The sequence below is a fragment of the Candidatus Binatia bacterium genome, assembly GCA_036563615.1.
Lineage (GTDB): Bacteria > Desulfobacterota > Binatia > UBA12015 > UBA12015 > DATCMB01.
In genome coordinates this window covers 34,951-50,292 of record DATCMB010000021.1, presented here as the reverse complement: position 1 = coordinate 50,292, position 15,342 = coordinate 34,951, and the positions used below count along the sequence as shown (strand labels likewise).

12 protein-coding genes are annotated in these 15,342 nt (G+C 73.5%); 11 read left to right on the top strand and 1 reads right to left on the bottom strand.

The annotated features are described in order from the left end of the window. The first annotated feature begins 106 nt into the window (after positions 1–106). The 6 genes from VIS07_17295 (at position 107) to VIS07_17270 (ending at position 8,879) form a co-directional block, all read left to right on the top strand. Complete coding sequence (locus VIS07_17295; protein HEY8517268.1) at positions 107–2,611, top strand: DUF3604 domain-containing protein; 2,505 nt, start codon at positions 107–109, stop codon at positions 2,609–2,611. After that, positions 2,608–3,618 carry a peptidylprolyl isomerase gene (locus VIS07_17290; GenBank protein ID HEY8517267.1) on the top strand — a complete coding sequence of 337 codons (1,011 nt, stop codon included), beginning with the start codon at positions 2,608–2,610 and terminating at the stop codon, positions 3,616–3,618. The genes VIS07_17295 and VIS07_17290 overlap by 4 nt, the downstream gene beginning before the upstream one ends. Further along, positions 3,615–4,715, top strand: a complete 1,101-nt coding sequence (locus VIS07_17285) for a HupE/UreJ family protein (GenBank protein HEY8517266.1) — start codon at positions 3,615–3,617, stop codon at positions 4,713–4,715. The genes VIS07_17290 and VIS07_17285 overlap by 4 nt, the downstream gene beginning before the upstream one ends. A 125-nt stretch (positions 4,716–4,840) precedes the next feature. Next, positions 4,841–5,695, top strand: a complete 855-nt coding sequence (locus VIS07_17280) for a cytochrome c (GenBank protein ID HEY8517265.1) — start codon at positions 4,841–4,843, stop codon at positions 5,693–5,695. Further along, positions 5,692–6,936 (top strand): GTP cyclohydrolase II, encoded by a 1,245-nt coding sequence (locus VIS07_17275; protein HEY8517264.1) that lies wholly within the window; start codon positions 5,692–5,694, stop codon positions 6,934–6,936. Before VIS07_17280 ends, VIS07_17275 begins: the two co-directional genes overlap by 4 nt. Next, a complete protein-coding gene (locus tag VIS07_17270) occupies positions 6,933–8,879 on the top strand; it encodes a creatininase family protein (GenBank protein ID HEY8517263.1) in 1,947 nt (648 codons plus the stop codon). The genes VIS07_17275 and VIS07_17270 overlap by 4 nt, the downstream gene beginning before the upstream one ends. On the opposite strand, the gene VIS07_17265 is transcribed toward VIS07_17270, so the two are convergent. Continuing rightward, complete coding sequence (locus VIS07_17265; protein HEY8517262.1) at positions 8,813–9,568, bottom strand: hypothetical protein; 756 nt, start codon at positions 9,566–9,568, stop codon at positions 8,813–8,815. The genes VIS07_17270 and VIS07_17265 overlap by 67 nt on opposite strands. Positions 9,569–9,647: 79 nt before the next feature. On the opposite strand from VIS07_17265, the gene VIS07_17260 reads away from it, so the two are divergent. The 5 genes from VIS07_17260 to VIS07_17240 are packed head-to-tail and all read left to right on the top strand — an operon-like array spanning position 9,648 to position 15,340. Beyond that, positions 9,648–9,899, top strand: coding sequence for a hypothetical protein (locus tag VIS07_17260; protein ID HEY8517261.1), 252 nt, complete (start codon positions 9,648–9,650; stop codon positions 9,897–9,899). Next, entirely contained in the window at positions 9,896–10,828 is a 933-nt protein-coding gene (locus VIS07_17255) for a cytochrome c (protein ID HEY8517260.1), read from the top strand. Before VIS07_17260 ends, VIS07_17255 begins: the two co-directional genes overlap by 4 nt. Further along, positions 10,825–11,322, top strand: a complete 498-nt coding sequence (locus tag VIS07_17250) for a cytochrome c (GenBank protein ID HEY8517259.1) — start codon at positions 10,825–10,827, stop codon at positions 11,320–11,322. Before VIS07_17255 ends, VIS07_17250 begins: the two co-directional genes overlap by 4 nt. Next, positions 11,274–14,246, top strand: coding sequence for a glycosyltransferase (locus VIS07_17245; protein HEY8517258.1), 2,973 nt, complete (start codon positions 11,274–11,276; stop codon positions 14,244–14,246). The genes VIS07_17250 and VIS07_17245 overlap by 49 nt, the downstream gene beginning before the upstream one ends. Then, a complete protein-coding gene (locus VIS07_17240) occupies positions 14,243–15,340 on the top strand; it encodes a glycosyltransferase family 4 protein (GenBank protein HEY8517257.1) in 1,098 nt (365 codons plus the stop codon). The genes VIS07_17245 and VIS07_17240 overlap by 4 nt, the downstream gene beginning before the upstream one ends. The last annotated feature ends 2 nt before the right edge of the window (positions 15,341–15,342 follow it).

Genomic DNA, 15,342 nt, shown 5'->3' with positions numbered 1-15,342 from the left:
ATTATCCGTTAATGTTGCTGAGGGCGACCAACGCTTCTCAGTACAGGCCCCGCGGCGCATCAAACGTCCCGGACGGCCGCCCCGGGGCGACGTGGAGGGTAGCTACATGCGGATCGGAGGCTCCGTCGTCGCGCGCGTGCTGTGCGCGATGGTCGTATCGACGTCCTGCGCCGGCGCAGCCTGGGCGCAGCCCTTCGCGCGCACCGAGGATCGCGCGCCGTGCGATCACTACGATCCCCTGCGGCAACCGTTCTTCGGCGAGACGCACGTCCACACCGCGTACTCCTTCGACTCGGGGACGCTCGACACGCGCAACACGCCGGCCGACGCGTACCGCTACGCGAAGGGCGGCGTGGTTGGCCTGCCGCCGTGGGTCGACACGCGCGAGCAGTTCGATCCCGCGCCGCAGACGCCCGCGACGTCGCCGCTCGTCGCCCAGCATCCGTACTGCCTGCCGCCCGAGCGCTGCGAGTTCACGGCGTCGCGCACCGCGCAGCTCCCCGAGGGCCGCGCGCTCGACTGGGTGGCGGTCACCGAGCACGCGGAGCAGCTCGGCGAGACCAACATCTGTCTCTTCGAGCCCGTCAAGCCGTGCACGTCGAACGCCGAGTGCCCGCCGGGTCAGGAGTGCGGCTCGGTGCTCGGTCGGCTGATGGACCAAGACACGATGTGCGTCCCGCGCGGCTACACGAGCCCGCTCTGCACGCTCGCGCGCGACGAGCTCACCCGTCTGCACGGCGGCACCGTGCAGGTGCTGGTCGCGGTGCCGGAGAACCTCGACGAGAATCCGACGCGCGTCAGCTACTGCGACGCCACGCCGAACGGCGGCGACGGCCACCTCTGCCTCGAGCAGGCGAAGCACGTCTGGCAGCAGATCCAGCACGACGCCGAGGAAGCGTACGACCGCACCTCGGCGTGCACCTTCACCTCGTTCATCGCCTACGAGTACACCGCGATGATGAGCACGGGGCGCTGCGAGAACGCGCCCCAGACGCCGTGCTGGGAGGACAGCGACTGCGATCCCAGCGGCGGCGCCTGCATCACCGACTTCCCCGGCAGCGGCGGCGGCGCGAACCTGCACCGCAACATCATCTTCCGCAACGACGACGTGCTCGACCTGCCGATCACGAACCTCGAGGCACCGGTCGGCTGCGGCGACGGCGAGAAGTGCGATCGTCCGGGGTACCCGATCGGCTCGCCGCAGCAGCTGCTCGAGGAGCTGCGCGCGAGCTGCAACGACCATCCGCCCGAGCACCCGCGCTGCGAGGCGCTGTCGATCCCGCACAACTCGAACATCAGCGCCGGCGCGATGTTCCTCATGCCCGAGAGCCTCGACGAGGCGCGCGTGCGCAACGAGATGGAGCCGCTCGTCGAGATGATGCAGATCAAGGGCTCGTCGGAGTGCCGCTTCTCCGCGTCGCTGCCCGGCGCGTGGGGCGCGACCGACGAGGAGTGCGCCTTCGAGACCATGAATTTCAACCGCTTGAACGGCGGCTGGCTCGCGCCCGAGGACCGCACGCCCGACAACCTCCCGCCGGCCGCGTACGTGCGCAACGCGCTCAAGAACGGCATCGCGTTCGAGGATCGATTCGGCGTCAATCCGTTCAAGCTCGGCTTCGTCGGCGGGCTCGACAACCACAACGGCACGCCCGGCCAGAGCGAGGAGCTCGAGTACGCGCGCAACGGCGCGCACGGCGATCAGAGCTTCGCCGTGTCGGCGCAGATCCTGAACGAGAAGTACCTGCTCGGCCTCGAGACCAACGGCGGCGGCTTGACGGTCGCGTGGGCCGAGGAGAACTCGCGCGACTCGATCTTCGAGGCGCTCAAGCGCCGCGAGACCTACGCGACGAGCGGCACGCGTCCGATCGTGCGCTTCTTCGGCGGACCGAACGTCCCCGCCGACCTGTGCTCGCGCGGCGACTTCGCGGCGCGCGGCTACGCGACCGGCGTGCCGATGGGCGGCACGCTTTCCGCGAGCAGCACGGCGCCGCGCTTCGCGGTGAGCGCGCTCATGGACCCGGGCGCGCCGAACCAGCCGGGCAACAAGCTCGACCGCATCCAGATCATCAAGGGCTGGGTCGACGCGAACGGCGAGACGCACGAGAAGGTGTTCGACGTCGCGGGTGGCGGGCAGGGCGGCGGCGTCAAGCCGATCACGCCCGGCAAGCGTCGCCTGCCGATCGTGGACGGCGGCGACGGCACCGACCCGAGCGGCGCCGTCGACCTGCGCACCTGCCGCCCGACCGGCGTCGGTCACGCGAGCCTCTGCGTCGTATGGCAGGATCCCGAGTTCGACCCCAGCGAGCGCGCGTTCTACTATGCGCGCGTCCTCGAGCAGCCGAGCTGCCGCTGGAACCAGTACTACTGCAACGCGCGCGGCGTCGACTGCTCGAAGCCGATGGGCGTTTGCGGCTCGCTCGATCCCGCGATCAACGGCAAGGGCTGCAACTCGAACGACGAGTGCGGCGACGGCGTGTGCGAGCTGCCGATCACCTACACGACGTGGGAGTACCAGCAGTGCTGCTCCGGGCTCGTGCCGTCGACCGTGCAGCAGCGCGCCTGGACCTCGCCGATCTGGTACGACCCGACCTCTCCGGAGGCGGCGTCATGAGCCGGCTGCGCAGGTTGGCGAGAAGCCGGCTGCTGCACTTCGTCCTGCTCGGCGGCACGCTGTTCGCCGCGCGCGAGCTGATCGCACGGCATGAGCGCAGCGCGCCGCAGCCCGTCGTGCGCGAGCCGATCGTCGTGACGCGCGAGCGCGTCCGCGCGCTCGAGGAAGGTTTCGTCGCGCAGTGGGGCGCGCCGCCGACCGAGGCGCAGCGCCGTGCGCTCGTCGAGCAGGCGGTGCTCGACGAGATGCTGTTCCGCGAGGCGCGCGTGCTGGCGCTCGGCCACGGCGACCGCAGCGTCGAGCGGCGCCTGGTCGAGAAGATGCGCACGGTGAGCGACCGTCCGCTGCGCGACCCCGAGGAGCTCGTGCACGAGGCGATCGAGCTCGAGCTCGACGACGACGTCGTCGTGCGCCGGCTGCTGATCGAGAAGATGCGCCTCGTGCTGCAGCAGGGCGACGGCCCGACCGTCGTGCGCGACGAGGACCTCGCCGCCTACCTCGAGCGGTACGCGGACGAGTACCGCCTGCCCGAGCGCATCACGCTGACGCAGGTCTACCTGAGCGCGGACGCACGCGGCGCACGCGTCGCGGACGACGCGCGCGCGACGCTCGCGAAGCTCCGTGCCGCCGACGGCACGCCCGACGTCGCGGCCCTGTCCGATCCGTTCCCGCTCGGCAACGAGCTGCGCGCCTACACGCGCGGGCAGCTCATCGGTCGCTTCGGCAAGCCGTTCGCGGAGCAGGTCGCGACGCTCGAGCCGGGCGTCTGGCACGGCCCGCTCGAGTCGCCGTACGGGCTGCACCTGGTGCGCGTCGAGGCGAAGGAGCCCGCGCGCCTGCCGACCGTCGACGAGGTGCGCCCGGCGCTGACGCGTGCGGTGCAGCGCGAGCTCGCGAAGGAGGCGTTCGCGCGCGGCGTGGCGCGGCTGCGCGCGCTCTACGAGGTGCGCATCGAGGACGAGGCGCTGCGCGCGGCCCTCGCCGGGGCGAGCGGGGCGCGCTCGTGACGCGGTCCGCGGTGCGCGCGGCGGCGCGCGCGACGGAGCGCGCGAGCGTGCGCTCGACGCTGCAGACGACGGGGCGAGCAGTGCGGGCGCTGGCACGTCTCCTCGCCGCGGCGCTCGCGTGCGCCGTGCTCGGCGCGACGCCCGCCGCGCTCGCGCACCCGCTCGACCCCGCGCTGCTCGAGCTGCGCGAGAGCGCACCGGGCGTCCTCGACGTGTCGTGGAAGACCGCGCGCGCCGCGCAGGGCGTGCTCGAGCCGGTGCTGCCGGACGACTGCCGCGACACCTCGGAGCGCCGCGCGCGCGTGCAGCGTCGCAGCGTGCTGTGGCGCTGGAGCGTCACGTGCGAGGCGGGCGGTCTCGTCGGTCGCGAGGTCGGCGTGCGCGGGCTCGCCGCGCGTCAGGGCGACGCGCTGCTGCGCATCGAGCTCGCCGACGGCCGGCGCGTGCAGGCCGTGCTGCGCGCGGACGCGCCGCTCTTCACGGTCCCCGAGCGCGCCGGGCCGCTCGACGTCTTCGCCGACTACCTGCTGCTCGGCATCGAGCACATCGCGGGCGGGCTCGACCACCTCGCGTTCGTGCTGGGGCTCGTGCTGCTCGTACGCGGGCGTCGCGCCCTGCTCTGGACGATCACCGCGTTCACCGTCGGGCACAGCGTCACGCTGTCGCTCGCGACGCTCGGCTTCGTCGACGCGCCGACCGCGCTCGTCGAGGCGCTGATCGCGGCGAGCATCGTCGTGGTCGCGCTCGAGGTCGCGCACCTGCGCGAGCCCGACGTCGGGACCGCGTCGCTGCTCGCGCGGCGGCCCTGGCTCGTGGCCTTCGCCTTCGGTCTCCTGCACGGGCTCGGCTTCGCGGGCGCGCTCGCCGACGTCGGCCTGCCGGCGGGCGAGATCCCGCTCGCGCTGCTCGCGTTCAACGTCGGCATCGAGCTCGGCCAGCTCGCGTTCGTCGCGCTGGTGCTGGGCGTCCTGGCGCTCGCCCGTGCGGCGCTCGCGCACCGTGCCCCGGCGGCCTGGATCCGCCTCGTGCCGGCGTACGCGATCGGCACGCTCGCCGTCGTCTGGCTGTGCGAGCGCGTGGTGACGCTGGTCGGCTGAGGCCGGCGGTCCGATCGCGAAAGCCTTCGGTTGACCGCCGGCTCCGTCCGTCGCCACGCCTGCGACGGCGTCGCGAGACGCCCGCAGACTCCGCTCTTCTCGCGATTCGCGCTAAGCTTCCCCGGATGATGCGAATCGGGCCGGTGGCGTCGGCGGCGGTGGTCATGGGCCTGGTGCTGGCCGCGGCCCTCGTCGCGACGGCGGACGACGCCGTCCTCGAGTTCGTGCGCGACGGCAAGGTGGTGACGCGGCTCGACCGCGCCACCCTGGAGAAGGACTGCGGTGTGCGCACGATCGAGGTCGACGATCCGTACTACGGACGTACGATGTCCTACGTCGCCTGCCCGCTGGCGCGCGTCCTCGAGCTCGGCTTCGGCGAGGCGCCGACGGAGCTCGCGACGCACGACCTGCTGTTCCGCGCCCGCGACGGCTACGTCAAGCCGTCGACCGGCAAGCGCGCCACCGAGCCGGGCGGCTTCCTCGCGCTCGCCGACGCTCGGCGCGCGAAGTCGGGCGAGGGCGGCTGGGATCCGATCGACCGGCGTCAAGTCGATCCGAGCCCGTTCTACGTCGTCTGGCAGCAGCCGGGGCAGCGCGACACCAACGTCTACCCCTGGCCCTACCAGCTCGTGCGCATCGAGATCGGCGAGATCGCGCAGCAGTACCCGAACATCGTGCCGCGCACCGCTCCCGCGGGCGACGCCGCCTGGAAGGGCTTCGAGATCTTCAAGACCGAGTGCGTCGCCTGCCACGCGGTGAACGGGCAGGGCGGCAAGGTGGGGCCCGACCTGAACGTGCCGCAGAGCATCGTCGAGTACCGGCCGGTCGAGCAGATCAAGGCCTACGTGCGCGACCCCGAGACCTTCCGCCACACCAGCATGCCTGCGCACACGCACTTGACGCCGGAGCAACTGGACCAACTCATTGCCTACTTCCGCGTCATGAGCACGCTCAAGCACGACCCGGGACGGATGCCGTGAGCGCGCACGTCATCGCAGGCCAGATGCTCTCGCGCGGCGCGGTGCCGCTCGAGACCGTGCACGGGCCCTTCCGTGCGCACGTCTTCCAGAACGTCGCGACCGGCGCCTACGCCTTCGCGGTCGCGCGCGGCGACCTCGCCGGCGACGAGCCGCTGCTCGCGCGCGTGCACTCGTCCTGCGTCACCAGCGAGACCTGGGGCGGCTGCGACTGCGACTGCGTCGACCAGCTCGACCTCGCGCTCGAGCGCATCGCCGACGCAGGTCGCGGCGTCGTTTTCTACTTGATGCAGGAGGGTCGCGGCGCCGGGTTCACCGCCAAGGCGCGCGACCGGATGATCGTGCAGGCCAGCCGCAACCGGCTCACGACCTTCGACGCCTACGAGCAGATGGGCCTCGGGCGCGACCACCGACGCTACGACGAGGTCGCGCACGTCTGCCGCGCGCTCGGGATCCGCGCGCCGCTGCGGCTGCTGAGCAACAACCCGGAGAAGGTCGACGCGCTGCGCGGGCTCGACGTCGCGGTCGAGGACACCGTGCCGCTGCGCAAGGAAGCGTCGCCGTACAACCTGCACTACCTGACGGCGAAGTCGCGCTCCGGGCACGCGCTCGACGATCCGGGCGACGACGCGCACGCCGCCGAGCTGCCCGAGGCGGTCGTCGACTTCGCGCCCTACGCGCTCGCCGACGAGCCGCGCTTCGTGCACCTCGCGACCTACCTCCTGCCGGTGCGCCTGCGCGACTGCGACGCGATCGACGCGCGGCCGCACTGGTTTCGCGTGCACGCGTACTTCGATCTCGTCGGCGGCCGCGAGCAGGTCGTGCTGTCCTACGGACCGCGCGACGCCGCGACGCCGCTCGTCCGCGTGCAGCGCGAGTCCTGGCTCGAGCGCTTCCCGCTCGCGAGCGGCGGCGCCGAGAAGCGCACCTGGCAGGCGGCGGTGCGCGCGATGGTCGCGCACGGCGCGGGCTTCGCGGCGTTCGTGCCGGTCGCGGGCTTCGCGCCCGACCTGCACGAGCGCACGGCCGACGCCGACGCCGCGGTGGCGCTGCTCGCGCACCACGTCCGCGGACGCGCCGTGCACCCGCTGCTCGCAGCGCGCGACCTCGAGCAAGAGCGCGCGCTGATGGCGGCGCTCGCGCGGCGCGGCGTCGAGCTGCGCGAGCCGGTCGTGCTCGACGACGAACGAGGAGCGGCGGAGACGGCGCCGGCGACGCAGCCGTACCGGGCGCCCGCGGCATGAGCGACGCCGCGGGGCGCTGGCGCGAGGCGCATCGCCTGCTCGAGCAGCGCATCGCCGCGCTGCCCGACGCGCTGCGCGCGACGCTCGCCGCGCCGCCGCCGCGCCTCGCCTGCGACCCCGCGCGCGTGCGGCGCGTGGTCGCGACCGGCATCGGCAGCTCGGCGGCGCACGCGCGCTTGCTCGTCTCGCTGCTCGCGGACTGCGGGCTCGCGGCGCGCTTTCTTCCCGGCAGCGCGTTCGTCGCGCCGCCGCCCGACGACGCGCGCGCCGACGCGCTGGTGGTCTTCTCGCAGGGGCTGTCGCCGAACGCGCGACTCGCCCTGCGCGACGTCGAGCGCTGGGCCGGCGTGACGCTGGTCACCGCGGTGCCGCCGGGCGAGGGCGAGGACGCGTCGAGCAGCGACGCGCCGCCGTCCGGTCCGCTCGCCGAGCGCCGACGCGAGATCGCGCGGCTCGCGGAGCGCGGCGTCGCGGTCGTGCGTCTGCCCGCGCCCGAGGAGTACGGCACCCTGCTGCGCGTGACCGGTCCGCTCGTCGGCTGCGCGGCGACGATCCGTCTCGCGCAGTCGATCTGCGCGGCGGCGGGACGAGCCCCGCAAGGACTCGTGCCCGCGACGCTCGACGTCGACGCGACCTGCGCCCGCGTCGCCGAAGCGCCCGCACGCGTCGCGCGCGAGCACGCGGAGCTCGACGTGCGCGCGCTCGGCGCGCTTCTGCTGGTCGCGAGCGGCAGCTACGTCGAGCTGCTCGAGAACCTGCGCGCGAAGATCGTCGAGGGCGCGCTGCTACCGGCGCCGCCCGCGTGGGACGTGCTCGACGTCGCGCACGGCGCGTTCCAGCAGGCGTACGACGAGCGCGCGACCTTCCTCGCGCTCGCGCGCGACGACGCGCCCGGCGAGGCGGAGCTCCTCGCGCGGCTCGAAAGCATGCTCGTGCCCGAGCGCCATCGTCTCGTGCGGCTGCGCGCGTCGCTCCCGGGCGCGCTCGCGCTGCTCGAGCACGAGGCGCTGCTCGACGCGCTCGTCCTGCGCTGGATCGCGCAGCGCGAGATCGATCAGGCGCGCTGGCCCGGACGCGGCGCCGACGGCGCGCTGTACGACGTCGGGCGCGACGATCTCGCGCACGGTGACCAGCCGGCCGCGCAGCGCGCGTCGGAGCCCGCCGATCCGCGTGCGTTCGCGTCGCCGCGCGCGGCGGCGCTCGAGCGCCTGACCTGGCCGGACGTCGAGGCGCTGCTCGCGTCCGGCTGCCGCACGGCGCTCCTGCCGCTCGGCTCGACCGAGCAGCACGGACCGCACCTGCCGTTCGCGACCGACACGCTGATCGCGGACGCGGTCGCCGAGCGTCTGTGCGCGCGCTGCGCCGGCGTCGTGCGCCTGCCGACGCTCGCGCTCGGCTGCGCGCGCGAGCACGCGTCGTTTCCCGGCACGCTGTCGCTCGACGAGGAGACGCTCGTCGCGGTGCTGCGCGACCTCGCGCGCTCGCTCGCGGGGCACGGCTTCGAGCGCCTGCTCGTGTTCTCGGCGCACGGCGGCAACTACGGCGTGCTGCGCACGCTCGCGACGCGCCTCGCCGGCGCGACCGGCGCGCTGCGCGTCGAGCCGTTCACCGACTCCGAGCGCTTGACGCGCGCGCTCCTCGCGGCGAGCGCACGCTTCGGCGTCGCGCCCGACGCCGCGGGACAGCACGCCGGCGAGACCGAGACCTCGATCATCGCCGCACTCGCGCCCGCGCTCGTGCGGCGCGAGCGTCTGCGCGCAGGTCTCACGGGCGCGCTGCCGCCCGCGCACGAGTTCTTCTATCCCGACCTCCGCCGCCACGCGTCCGACGGCACCGTCGGCGATCCGCGCGGAGCGTCGGCGGCGCGCGCCGACGCCTACCTCGACGCCTGGGTCGACGTGCTCGTCGCCGCCTGGTCGCTCGACCAGAAGAACCAGAAGTAAACGAAGGGCACGTAGAACGCGTAGTAGAGCTGGTTCGGCACGACGCGCAGGAGCCAGCCGACGTCGAGTCCGAGGATCAGGACGATCACGTCGGAGATCGCCCACAGCGAGTAGTAGGCCGCGACGTAGGTCGTGACCGTCTGCAGGTAGGCGAGGCGCGGCCCCCTCGCACCCTCGAGCCAGTCCGGCAGCAGCACCTGACGGATGAAGAGCGCAAAGACGACGAACGCGATCTCGTAGACGAGCCAGATGGTCTGCGCCGGCAGCGGTCCGGCGACGGTGCGCAGCAGCCAGTCGATCACGACCGCGACCAGCGGCACCGGCAGCGTCCACAGCGCGGACTCCGCGATCACCTGCTGCATTCCCAGACGCGGGCGCGCGAGCCGCTGCAGGAGGAAGAGCACGCGGAAGTCGCCGAGCAGGACGAAGGCGATCATCACCACCGTGCCGACGGGCCCGTCCGCGACCCCGAGCCAGCGGACGAGCGGCGTGGTCGCGAACGAGTCGAGCAGCGTCTCGAAGGTGAACAGCCAGGCGTAGGCGCGGACGAAGACGGCGTCCTGGTCACGCGCCGCGGGCGACGCGCGCCAGCCCTGCTGCGTCAAGAACAGGTAAACCAGGAAGGCGAGCGGTACGACCCACAGCAGGTACACCGCCTGGACGTCGCTCTTGTAGAAGTCGAAGAACACGCGCGTGCGTCGCCGGCTTTACGGTTGCGCGTGGGGCGGGTCGCACGCTAGCCACACCGCACCTGCGAGGAGATGTTCGATGAGCGACACGCCGTACGTGGTGCAGAAGGTCGAGTGGTTCCAGTTCCGCTCTGCGGACGGCAAGGCCTTCTTCGTCATGGTCTCGAGCTTGCCCAACGGCTTCTTTACCGCGGTGCCCTGCGACCTGACAATGGTTCGCGCCGATCATTCGCTGATGGCGCTCGCGCCGTCGCAGGACGAGGCGCTCGCGCAGCTGCAGACGACGCTCGCGGGCAAGACCCGCGACGACCTCTTCCCCAACGCCGGGTGAGCTTCACCCGCTGCGCGCCGCTCTCGGTGCTCGTGCTCGCCGGCGTGCTCGCGGCGTGCGACGCCGACCGCGACGAGCGCGCGGTCGCGACGCCCGGTGACCCGAAGCGCGGCGAGCGGGTGTTCGCGCTCGCGGGCGGCTGCGGCTGCCACACGCCCGAGAAGGGGCCGATCGGCGCGGGCGGCGTCGAGATCGAGACGCCGTTCGGCACTTTCTACTCGACGAACATCACCTCCGACCCCGAGCACGGGATCGGCGCCTGGAGCGACGCCGAAATCGCGCGCGCGATCCGCTCGGGCGAGCTGCGCGACGGCAGCGTCGAGGCGCCCGTCATGCCGTACTTCGCCTACGCCGGCATGGCGGACGACGACCTGCGCGACCTGATCGCCTACCTGCGCACGCTGCCGCCGGCCGCGCAGCCGAACCGTCCGCACGAGGTCGACCTGCCGCTGCCGCGGCTCGCGTTTCGCGCCTGGCGCTTTCTCTTCGCGGGCTCGGTCGAGGCGCCGGAGCGCGCGCCCACCGAGCGGCTCGAGCGCGGACGCTACCTCACCGACCACGTCGGCATCTGCGGCGACTGCCACACGCCGCGCGACCAGTTCGGCGCGCCGGAGGGCGACATGTACCTCGCCGGCACGCGTCTGCCGGACGGTACGCTCGTGCCGAACATCACCGGCGACCGCGCGACCGGCATCGGCGACTGGGACGAGAGCGACATCGTGAGCCTGCTGCAGCTCGGCATGAAGCCCGACTTCGACAACGTGCAGGGCACGATGGCAGAACTGATCGACGGCATCGCCGGGGCCCCGGGCCTCGGCAAGGCGCCGAAAGACGATCTCGAGGCCATGGCCGCCTACCTGAAGACCGTGCCTCCGATCCACCACGTGGTCGCGAAGCAGGACGAAGGGGCGGAGGGGAAGGAGGGATGATGCAGCACGACCGGATCTCGACAACCGCGCGCCGCGTGCGCCGCGGCGCGCTCGCCGCCGTGGCGTTGCTCGTGACCAGCACGACGCCCGTGCTGGCCGACGAAGACCACGGCAAGCACCTGCCGCCGGGTCCGATCCACGACCGCCACGAGCTCATGGAGGGGGTCGGCGCCGAGGCCAAGAAGATCGGCGCCGCGACCAAGGCCGGCAAGCCGGAGGACGCGGTGCAGCCGGCGGAGAACATCGCCGCCGCGCTCGAGAAGTTCCCCGGCATGTTCCCGGCGGGCAGCGAGTCGCCGCTGTCGCGCGCCAAGCCCGAGGTCTGGACCAACAAGCAGAAATTCGACGAGCTCAACGCCGAGTCCCGTCAGGCGGCGCTGGCGCTCGCCGAGGCCGCGAAGAGCGGCGGTGACCTGAAGGCCGCGAGCGGCGCGCTGTTCAAGACCTGCAAGTCCTGCCACGACCAGTTCCGCGTGCCGGAGGAGGGGGAGTAGCCATCGACGCCGCTTCCCCGCGGCGAGCGTCGCCGCGCGCGTCGATCGCGATCGTCGCGCGGGACGCGAGCGCTGCGCGCGCGGTTGCGCGCAGCGTCGCGAGCGCGCTCGCGCAGAGCGAGCCCGCGCTCGACGTCCTGCTGGTCGGCGACGAGCGCGTGCTGCGCGACGTCGCGGGCGACGACGCGCGCGTGCGCGTGGCGCCGCTGCCCGCGGCGACGACGCTCGGCGGCGCGCTGCAGGCGGCGCTGGTCGCGGCGCGCGCGCCGTACGTCTGCGTGCTCGACGCGGGTGACGAGCTCGCGCCCGACGCGATCGCGCGGCACCTGGCGAGCATCGAAGCCTACCCGCCGCCCGCGGCGACGCTCGCGCGGGCTATGCTTGACGGCGGGGCGGAGACGGGCGGCGCGACGCCGACCGAACCCGAGGCGCCGACGCGCGGACGCCTGCTGCACGCCGTGCTGCGCGGCGCGCCGCCGCCGCTCGGCGCCTGCCTCGTGCGACGCGACCACGCGCTCGCCGCGGGCGGCTTCGATCCGACCTTCACGGCCTGCGCGGCCGACGACTTCTGGCTGCGCTTCGCGAGCCGCTTCGCGGTGCGCGGCGTCGACGCGGTGCTGCTGCGCCGCGCGGCGCCCGGCGGGCCCGCGGCGACCAACGACACCGCACCGACCGAGACGACGCGCGACGGGACGGCCGGCGACGATGCGCCGACCGACGACGTCGTCGCCGCCGAGCTCGGGCGCGCGCTGGTGCGCGCCTTTGCGACCGTCTCGGTCGACGAGCTGAGCGCCGCGATCGCCGACGGCGCCTGGGTCGACCCGGCGCAGGCACGGCTCGAGATCGCGCGCTCGCTGCTCGAGTCGGGCGTCGCCGAAGCGGCGCCGCTCGCGCAGGAGCTGGTGCAGGACGCGCTGCGCCGCGGCGGCGCGCTACCGGACGATCCGGCGTTCGCGGCGCTGCGCGAGATCCTTCCGGAAGCGACGCGTCTCGCGCCGGTGCTCGTCGCGAGCGCCGCGGGCCGCGAGCCGGCGCTCGCGAGCCGCAATCTGCCCGCGATGCGAAGCCCGGCGATGCCGCCGCGTCTCACGCTCGCGGTGCGCGCCGCCGAGCGGACGCGTCCCGAGGTCGCGGCGCTCCTCGAGCGCGCCGCGGCGCTGCGCGAGCACGGCGTCGACGTCGTCCTGCTCGGCGAGCGCACCGACCGCGCGCAGGAGCTCGAGCGGCACGGCGTACGCGTCGAGATGCTGCAGGCCGAGCTGGTCGCCGACGAGCTCGCGGCGCTGCTCGCACGCCGTCCGCTCGATGCGCTGCTCACCGCGCCCGACGCGACGCTCGCGGACGCCCCGCGGCGCTGCGGCGTCGTGCTCCTCGATCCGGAGCTCGAGATCGACGACGGCGCACGCGCCGACGCCGCCGCGCTCGCGCGCCTGCTGCGCGCGCGCGTGCGCACCGCGGCGCGCGAAGGCGCCACGACGGCCACGATCCAGGCCGACGCCGCGGCGCGAGAGCTGCTCTCGGCACGCGCGAGGCGCGAAGCGCTCGCCGTCGCCGCACGGGGCATGACGCAGCCCGGCAGCGTCACCGGACGCCTCGCGGCGCGCGCCGCCTCGGGCGATGCGCAGCGCGAGGAGCTCGCGACCGTCGCGCGCGACGCCGAGGCGCTCGCCGCGCTCGCGCCGCTCCTGCACGTGCACGCGCAGCGGATCCTCGACAAGCTGCGCCTCACCCACCGCGTCACCTCCGGCGTACGCGCGCTGCGCGCACGGCTGCGCGGCGACGACCAGCGCGTCAAGACGCTCGATACGCAGGTGCTCGATGCGTTTCTCGCCAGCGCCGAGGCCTCCGCGCGCGGCGGATCGGGGTGGCTCTGGGCGATCTACGCGACCGACCCGTACTCCGAGACGCGCGGCCAGCGCTCGACCTGGATCGCGCGCGAGCTCGCGCGCCGCGGCCACCACGTCGTCTACTTCTACTGGCGCTGGCGACTCGCGGACGACGTGCTCGCGTCGGGCGACCCGCGCGTGCTGTCGGTGCCGATCGACCAGATCCCCGCGATCCAGCGCAAGCTGCTGCGCACGGCGACGCCCGGTCTGCGCAAGGTCTTTCTCGCCGAGTTCCCCGACGTCGCGCTGTACGAGCGCTTCGGGCTCTTCGCCGCGCACGGCTTCGTCACGATCTACGACTGCATCGACGACTGGGCGGAGTTCGCGCGCGTCGGGCAGGCGTACTGGTACGACGAGGCGGTCGAGCGCTATCTCGCGCGCAACGCGGACGTCGTGGTCGCGACGCACCCGCGTCTCGCCGCGGACCTCGAGCGTGTCGCCGCGCGCGACGTGCCGCTCGTCCCGAACGGCGTCGACCTCGACTCGCTGCGCGTCGTCGAGCCCGCGCGCCGCGACGGCGAGGTCGTGATCGGCTACTTCGGGCACCTGACGCCGTCGTGGTTCGACTGGGAGCTGATCCGCGAGGCGGCGGAGCGGCGTCCGCAGTGGCGCTTCGAGATCATCGGCTACGGCCAGGACGAGGGCCTGGTCGTGCCGCCGAACGTCGTCCTGCCCGGCATGGTGGCGCACGACCAGCTCGCCGCGCGCGCCGCGCACTGGACGGTCGCGATCATCCCGTTCCGCGAAGGAAGGCTCACGCAGGCGGTCGATCCGGTGAAGCTCTACGAGTACCTGGCGCTCGGGCTGCGCGTGGTCGCGGTCGGGATGCCGCACCTGCGCGACGTGCCGGGCGTCGTCGTCTGCGAGCGCGACGGCTTCGAGGCCGCGCTCGAGACCGCGATCGCGACACCGCTCGATCGCGAGCGCGTCGCGGCCTTCGTCGCGGAAAGCCGCTGGAGCCGGCGCGTCGACGCGCTGCTCGATCTGGTCGAGCGCGCCGACGCGTCGCGTGACGTCCTGAAGGCGCTCGCGGGATGAAGATCCTCTTCGTCTACCAGTACTGCTCGCTCGGCGGCTGCGAGACGGTGCTGCGCAACCGTCTGGTCGGGTTTCGCGAGCACGGGCTCGCGCCCGAGGTCGTGCTGCTCAAGGACATCGGCGGCGGCGAGATCTTTCGCGGCTTCACGGGCGTCACCTATCCGTGCGCGCCGGATCAGCTCGAGCGCATCGTCGAGCGCGGGCGCTTCGACGTCGTCGCGGCGATCGACACGCCGCAAGCGTATCCCGTGCTCGCGCGGGCGGGCTTCGCGGGCACGCTGGTCACCGAGGTGCACTCGAACCGCCTCGACAACCTGCAGTACCTGCAGGACCTGCCGTCGACCGGCACGCGCCTCGTGATCACGCCGTCGCGCTACGAGGAGGAGCTGATCTACCGCGAGTTCCCGTGGCTGCGCGGTGGGCCGATCCCGATCCGCATCGTGCCGAACCCGATCGACCGCTCGCTGTTCCGCTTCGTGCCGCCGAGCGTCGCGCCGCGCCGCAAGCTGCTCGGCTGGGTCGGGCGCCTCGAGCCGGAGAAGAACTGGCGCCACTTCCTCGAGGTCGCGGCCGAGCTCGCGCGCACGCGCGACGACGTCGACTTCATCGTGCTCGGCGGCTTCGCGGTGACCGACGACGTCAAGCGCGATTTCCTCGCCACCGTGAAGGCGCTCGGGCTGATCGACCGCGTGCGCTGGGTGTCGTCGCTCGCCTACGAGCACATGCCGCGCTTCTACTCGCTGCTCGCCGCGAGCGGCGGCGCGCTCGTGCCGACGTCGGTGATCGAGCCCTTCGGCATGTCGGTGATCGAGGCGATGTCGTGCGGCTGTCCCGTGGTCGCGTCGCGCGCCGGCGCGTTCGAGGAGCTGATCGAGCACGGTCGCACCGGGATCACCTTCGAGGTCAACGACACGCGCGGCGCGGCGGACGGCGTCGCGGCCGTGCTCGACGACCAAGCGCTGCGCCGCCGCATCGTCGACGCGGCGCTCGCGCGCATCGACGAGCGCTGGGCGGCGGGTCCGATCGCGGCGCGCTATCTCGAGACGGTGCGCAGCGTGGTCGAGGGCGCGGCGCGGCCGCGCGCGGCGGTGTGACG

Excerpts from the sequence above, each read along its gene's own strand:
- VIS07_17295 (HEY8517268.1), top strand. The coding sequence starts at position 107 with ATGCGGATCGGAGGCTCCGTCGTCGCGCGCGTGCTGTGCGCGATGGTC.
- VIS07_17290 (HEY8517267.1), top strand. The coding sequence starts at position 2,608 with ATGAGCCGGCTGCGCAGGTTGGCGAGAAGCCGGCTGCTGCACTTCGTC.
- VIS07_17280 (HEY8517265.1), top strand. The coding sequence starts at position 4,841 with ATGATGCGAATCGGGCCGGTGGCGTCGGCGGCGGTGGTCATGGGCCTG.
- VIS07_17270 (HEY8517263.1), top strand. The coding sequence starts at position 6,933 with ATGAGCGACGCCGCGGGGCGCTGGCGCGAGGCGCATCGCCTGCTCGAG.
- VIS07_17260 (HEY8517261.1), top strand. The coding sequence starts at position 9,648 with ATGAGCGACACGCCGTACGTGGTGCAGAAGGTCGAGTGGTTCCAGTTC.
- VIS07_17250 (HEY8517259.1), top strand. The coding sequence starts at position 10,825 with ATGATGCAGCACGACCGGATCTCGACAACCGCGCGCCGCGTGCGCCGC.
- VIS07_17240 (HEY8517257.1), top strand. The coding sequence starts at position 14,243 with ATGAAGATCCTCTTCGTCTACCAGTACTGCTCGCTCGGCGGCTGCGAG.